General features: G+C 51.5%; 7 protein-coding genes. 3 read left to right on the top strand and 4 right to left on the bottom strand.

What is annotated here, in order from left to right:
• A partial coding sequence (locus tag QZ105_RS10010; RefSeq protein ID WP_293729780.1) for a radical SAM protein occupies window positions 1-456 on the bottom strand: 456 nt, incomplete at its 3' end.
• Between the two features lie 96 nt (window positions 457-552).
• Between QZ105_RS10010 and QZ105_RS10005 the strand changes: the two genes are divergently transcribed.
• The gene (locus tag QZ105_RS10005; protein ID WP_293729779.1) at window positions 553-1,857 is read left to right on the top strand and encodes an MATE family efflux transporter; all 1,305 of its coding nucleotides are present in this window, start codon (window positions 553-555) and stop codon (window positions 1,855-1,857) included.
• Here the strand turns inward: QZ105_RS10005 and QZ105_RS10000 are convergent.
• The 3 genes from QZ105_RS10000 to QZ105_RS09990 form a co-directional block, all read right to left on the bottom strand.
• Entirely contained in the window at window positions 1,854-2,156 is a 303-nt protein-coding gene (locus QZ105_RS10000; RefSeq protein ID WP_293729778.1) for a metal-sensing transcriptional repressor, read from the bottom strand. The two genes, QZ105_RS10005 and QZ105_RS10000, sit on opposite strands and share 4 nt — an antisense overlap.
• 75 nt (window positions 2,157-2,231) lie before the next feature.
• Entirely contained in the window at window positions 2,232-3,041 is an 810-nt protein-coding gene (locus QZ105_RS09995) for a Cof-type HAD-IIB family hydrolase (protein WP_293729777.1), read from the bottom strand.
• Window positions 3,031-3,453 carry a hypothetical protein gene (locus QZ105_RS09990; protein ID WP_293729776.1) on the bottom strand — a complete coding sequence of 141 codons (423 nt, stop codon included), beginning with the start codon at window positions 3,451-3,453 and terminating at the stop codon, window positions 3,031-3,033. The genes QZ105_RS09995 and QZ105_RS09990 overlap by 11 nt, the downstream gene beginning before the upstream one ends.
• 395 nt (window positions 3,454-3,848) lie before the next feature.
• Between QZ105_RS09990 and QZ105_RS09985 the strand changes: the two genes are divergently transcribed.
• Together QZ105_RS09985 and panF are read left to right on the top strand one after the other, a co-directional pair.
• Window positions 3,849-4,106 (top strand): YhdT family protein, encoded by a 258-nt coding sequence (locus QZ105_RS09985; protein WP_293729775.1) that lies wholly within the window; start codon window positions 3,849-3,851, stop codon window positions 4,104-4,106.
• Entirely contained in the window at window positions 4,106-5,602 is a 1,497-nt protein-coding gene (gene panF / locus QZ105_RS09980) for a sodium/pantothenate symporter (protein ID WP_293729774.1), read from the top strand. The genes QZ105_RS09985 and panF overlap by 1 nt, the downstream gene beginning before the upstream one ends.
• Window positions 5,603-5,665 lie beyond the last annotated feature (63 nt).

Below are 5,665 nucleotides of genomic sequence, written 5' to 3'. Positions count from 1 at the left end.
GGTCCTGAAGCCAAACTGCCGCAGCAAAGCGTGAGCTCGGTAAACCTGACTGGCGCTGTGCCCCCGCCCGGCCGCCTGCAAAACGGCGTCGTCCAAGGACTGCACGCCCAGCTCCACCAAACGCACCTTATGTTCTTTTAATAGCGCCAGCCGTTCTTCATCAATATAATCGGGGCGCGTGGACAAGCGCACGCTGCCAATCACGCCCTGCCGAAGGAGTTCGTCCGTAAGCGCCAGCAGCCTCTCCTGCAGCTCCATGGGCAAGCCCGTAAAGGAGCCGCCGTAAAAAGCGGCCTCATGCCGGACATCAGGCCGCAGCCATGTAAGCCAACGGGCAATCTGCGCCTTAGCGCCTTCAAGCGCGGCTGTTTTCTGTCCGCTGATAGCCCGCTGATTGCAAAAAATACATTGATGCGGGCAGCCCGCATGGGGAATAAAAATCGGCAAAATAGACATAAATAATCCTCGAAAAGCTCCTTTTACCTCTTGACATATCCCCCTGCGGGGGTTATTATATCAATAAAGAAGCATTAATAGGAGCGTATTGCAGTAATGAAATTATCTCACATACAATTCATAAAAACAAGCATACCCTTCACTTTATCGACTATGGCCGCTTCACTGATGGGCGCTATCGACACCGCCGTAGTAGGCCATTTAGGCAATTACACCTATATCAACGCCGTTTCCCTGGGCGCAGTAATTTTCAGCACGGTTTACTGGCTCTTCGGCTTTCTGAAAATTTCTACCTCCGGCTTTGCCGCCCAAGCTCTGGGCCATCACGACCCTAAGCTTTTGGCAGGCGCTTTTATCCGCGGCGTTTTAGCAGCCTTCGGCATCGGCATACTGCTGGTGGCTCTGCAGGAGCCCATCTGGCAGCTGTCGCTCTTTCTTTTCCAACCGGAAGCGGGAACTGCGCCGCTGCTGGAAAAATATTACCGTCTGCTGATTTGGGTAATGCCCCTGACCTTAGTTTTCCAAACGGCACAGGGCTGGTTCGCCGGTACGCTGCATGTGCGTATCGCCGTTTTCACCGCGCTGGCCAGCAATATAATCAACCTGCTGCTGGATATGCTGTTCGTCCTCGTTTTCCATTGGGACGTAGGCGGAGTAGCCGCGGCTACCTGTATCGCCAATATAGTCGGCTTCACCGCCATTCTCTTCTTTTATTATCAGCACAAACCCCTGCCGCTCAACGCCGTGCCCATTAAAGAAATTTTTTCCGGCCCCACCTGCAGGCAAATGGTACAGTGCGGCTCCCATCTGACCGTGCGTATGCTGTGCATGATTATCATGGTCAACAGCTTCATGCACCAGAGCTCCTCCTTCGGAGGCGTTCTGCTGGCGGCCAATTCCATTCTTTTTCAAATTCAATTTATCATGGGCGATATTCTGACAGGCCTTTCCCAAGCCGGAGCAATTTATTCCGGTATTGCCTTCGGCGAACGCAACCGCCCTATGCTCAAGGATACTCTGCGCATCAGCTGCATCTGGGCGCTGGGCTTCGGCATGGCGCAGTCCGTAGGCTACTACGCCTGCCGTCACGCCATTCTTTCCTGCTTCACCGATTTGACCAACGTCATTTCCACCGCGCAGGAATACGATTTATTCATCGCCTTCTTCCCCATGATTTCGGCCTTAGGCATCGTCTACTACGGCGTTTTCAACGGCGCGCTGTACACCAAGCCCATCTGCATTTCCATGCTGCTCACCGCAGCCTGCTACCTGACTGCTTACTTTACGCTGATTCCTCTGTACGGCAATATAGGCCTGTGGCTCTCCTTCCTGGTTTTCTACATCGCCCGCAGCGGTTTTCTGCTGCTCTTTGTTCCCAAGCTGCAGCAGCGCTTTGCTTAACGCAGATAACGGTCGATGGCCAGCTCAAAATCTTCCAGGCTTTTACTGCCCTCGCCTTCTTCCATAGCGTGCAGCACGCAATGCTCCAAATGGTCCTTTAAAATTACCTTCGCGGCATTGTCCAAAGCCTTGCGCACGGCGGCTATCTGAATTAAAACCTCCGAGCAGTCGCGGTCGCTTTCCACCATATTCTTAATAGAACGCACATGGCCTTCGATACGCGCCAAACGATTAACCACCTTTTTCTTATTGGGATGATTGTGAGCGTGCTCGTGAGCGGAATTATTTTGTACAGACATTGCTTTCACCTCGCCAATTATATATTCTAAGATTATTAAAGCAGGTATGGACTCTTCCCTACCTGCTTTTTTGCATTATTCTTCGGCCTGTTTGGTTAAAATGCTTTCGATAACCAAAGCCACGCCGTCGTTATCGTTAGAAGCGGTAATTATTTTAGCGCTATCCTTAACCGCATCCTTGGCGTTACCCATAGCCACGCCGATGCGGGCATTGGCAATCATCTTGACATCGTTATTGGAATCGCCGATGCACATAATTTCTTCCGGAGCTACGCCGTAACCGGCAGCCACAGACTTTACTGCTTCCCATTTATTTACGCCCGGCTCCATCAGCTCCAAAAAATTATCCCTGGAGCTGGTCACGTCCAGCTTACCGGCAAAGCGCTGTGCAAACTGCTGCCATACCTGCCCGAACTCCTCCGCGCCTGTCATCACCAAAATTTTATAAGGAGATTCCCTTGCAGTAAACAGCTCGTCACCCACAGCGGTAGTCTGAATGCCGCTGATTTTGCTGTACATGCGGGAAAAAGCGTTTTCTTCTTTAATTAAAATGCTATCGCCAACATAAAATTGCAGATAATAGCCCTTTTCGCGGCAGTAATCCAGCACCTCCTGAGCAGTGGACAGCTTCATCTTATGCTCATAAAAAACCTGCCCGCTGCGGCTGCCTTTCACCAACGCGCCGTTATAGGTTACTAAGGGCACGTCCAGCCCCAGCCTTTCGGCATAGGGCCGCGCCGATACATACATGCGGCCGGTTGCCAGCAGAAAAATTTTACCCGCTGCCAAAGCGCTCTTCACAGCGGCAGCGTTGCGCGCAGATATTTGGCAATCGCTATTCAGCAAAGTATCGTCCATATCGCTGGCGATAAGCTTAATTTCCATAACCAGACTCCTTCTTTTGTTTCATTTTCAGCTCTAAGGCGATGGCTGCCAGAGGGTACAGCGCCAGCAAAAACAGTAAATGCAGCGCATGGCTGTGCAGCGTATAGCCCGGAAGCCGCTTGCTCAGCAGTAAAGCTCCCTCCCAGGAAAAGGCCGCTACTACGATGACTGCCTTCAGCAGCTCCATACTGCGGAAGCAGGCCTGACGCAGCGAGCCTTGCAAAAAATCGCTGCTGACAATCTTTCCCATAAGCTTAAGCCCCAGCAGCACAATCGCCCCTTCGATAAAAGAGCCTGCCGCCAGTCCGCCCAGAGTAACAACCTCCAGCCAATCGGTCAAATATTCAACTAAAAAAAATATTACGCTCAAGGTCAGCCACATGGTGACCCCATCATAAATGCGTTCTTTCAATTACATCACCAAATTTAATTACAAGATTTTGCCAACAGCCTGGCGTTCAAAGCGCTCTTATGAAAACGCCGACACCAAAGCTTCTGTGTTTGTCAGCTGCGGTGTAAGCGCAGGCTCACGCAAGCCGTATGGAAATATTATAGCATAAATCAAAATATTTTTCCAAACAAAAGCGCGCCGTCGTTTCATTTAAGAATACGATGACAGAACCGCTGTAAACATGATATAATGCTTATACACAGTGATTCGCGAGCCGCAGGCGAAGCGAGAGCTGATGTATAACATATACCTGGCACCTGGCGATTGGCGAGTCGCAGACGATGACAGAGCCGCGGTAGACATGGTATAATAAGCACAATATTATTATGGCAGGCTGCGCCTGCGCAAAGGAGTTTATGATGAAACGAAGTGAAAAATTTCGCCAGGCCAATCGTGAGGCCCTGGCTACTGTAATTGCCGCTGCTGCGGTAATCATTTTTTGGTGCGCCGCCGGCTTTGGCTTGGCCGACAGCGACGTAACCCTGTGGCACACGCCGCTGTGGGTATGGGGCGGCTGCGTCGGCACCTGGCTGTTCGCTATTCTTGTTACCATCATTCTGACCAAAAAGGTTTTTATCAATTTTGATTTAGATGAAAAGGAGGAAAGCAAGTAATGGGCAGCATTTTCAATCTTCTGCCGGTGCTGATCTTTTTGATCGCCCTGCTGGCTATCAGCGCCTATATTCAACGCGCCTCCAAGGAAAACCGGCAAAAGGATTTTGCCAAGGATTATTTTATCGGCGGCCGTACTTTGGGCGGCTTCGTTCTGGCAATGACCACCGACGCTACCTACAGCAGCGTCAGCACCTTCGTCGGCGGCCCCGGCATGGCCTGGGTCATTGGCTACGGCTGGCTGTACATGGCTATCGTGCAGGTTGTCGTTATTTTTCTGGTGCTGGGCGTTTTCGGCAAAAAGATTGCCCTTCTCGCCCGCGAAATCGACGCCGTAACTGTTATCGACGTGCTGCGCGCCCGTTACAAATCCGATTTTCTGGCTAATATGGCCGCGGTAGTTATCGTAGCCTTCTTCTGCTCCACTATGGTCGCCCAATTCGTCGGCGCAGCCAAGCTTTTTGAAGCGGTTACAGGCTTTTCCTACCTTACCGGCCTGAGCCTTTTTGGCCTTATCGTAGTCATTTATACCACTATCGGTGGCTTTAAGGGCGTAGCCGTAACGGACGCCTGCTGCGCCGTAGCTATGATCGTCGGTATGTGCATTCTCATGGGCGGCATGATGAGCGCAGGAGGCGGTTTTACCAATATTATGTCCTACATCGGCAGCAATCACCCCGATATGCTGGAGCCTTTATCCCGCGGCAAAATGCCCATTTCCCTATACATCAGCCAATGGCTGCTGGTGGGCATCTGCACCCTGTCCCTGCCCCAATCCGTAGTCCGCGGCATTAGCTATAAAAACACCAAAGCGCTGCACAACGCCATGATTATCGGCACCGTCGTTATCGGAGCCATGACTCTCGTAGCCACCTGGATCGGCATTATCAGCAAGGGCGTGCTCACCGAAGGGCTGGACGCTTACGGCAACAGCGTCGATAACATTATGCCCCTGGCAATTATCAAAAGCCTTTCTCCCTTCTGGGCCGGCGTTATCATCATCGGTCCCATTGCCGCTACCATCTCCACCGTGTCCTCCCTGCTGCTCAGCGCCTCCTCATCCATCGTCAAGGACGTGTATATGAACATCAAGGGACAGCGCGGCGAAACCTTGAGCAACGATAAAATCCGCTGGTACAGCCTGACCGCAACCATCATTTTAGGCTTGATAGTTTATTTTATCGCCATCAATCCGCCCAGCGTAATCTGGCAGATAAATATGTTTGCCTTCGGCGGTTTGGAAACGGCCTTCTTCTGGGTGCTGATTTTCGGCCTCTTCTGGCCTAAGGCTAATAAATGCGGCGCTATTGCCGCCATGGGCGGCGGCGTGCTGGTGTACTGCCTGACCATGGCGCTCAAAATTAAATTTATGAGCCTGCATCAAATCGTGCTGGGCATTTTCTTCTCCCTTGTGCTCTTCCTCATCGGCAACGCTCTGGGCAGCAAGGTGGACGACAAAACTCTGCGCATCTTCTTCCCGGAAAAATTTGAGGATTAAATTATTATCAATCGAGTAGGAGGCCGCCCATTATTTGAGCAGCCGACCTCTCACACCACCGTG

It is taken from the genome of uncultured Phascolarctobacterium sp. (assembly GCF_905212365.1).
Classification (GTDB): domain Bacteria; phylum Bacillota; class Negativicutes; order Acidaminococcales; family Acidaminococcaceae; genus Phascolarctobacterium_A.
This window is presented reverse-complemented; position numbering and strand designations above follow the sequence as displayed.

What these genes read in the sequence shown, in the direction of transcription:
- QZ105_RS10005 (WP_293729779.1), top strand. Translation starts at nt 553, where the DNA reads ATGAAATTATCTCACATACAATTCATAAAAACAAGCATACCCTTCACT.
- QZ105_RS10000 (WP_293729778.1), bottom strand. Translation starts at nt 2,156, where the DNA reads ATGTCTGTACAAAATAATTCCGCTCACGAGCACGCTCACAATCATCCC.
- QZ105_RS09995 (WP_293729777.1), bottom strand. Translation starts at nt 3,041, where the DNA reads ATGGAAATTAAGCTTATCGCCAGCGATATGGACGATACTTTGCTGAAT.
- QZ105_RS09985 (WP_293729775.1), top strand. Translation starts at nt 3,849, where the DNA reads ATGATGAAACGAAGTGAAAAATTTCGCCAGGCCAATCGTGAGGCCCTG.
- panF (WP_293729774.1), top strand. Translation starts at nt 4,106, where the DNA reads ATGGGCAGCATTTTCAATCTTCTGCCGGTGCTGATCTTTTTGATCGCC.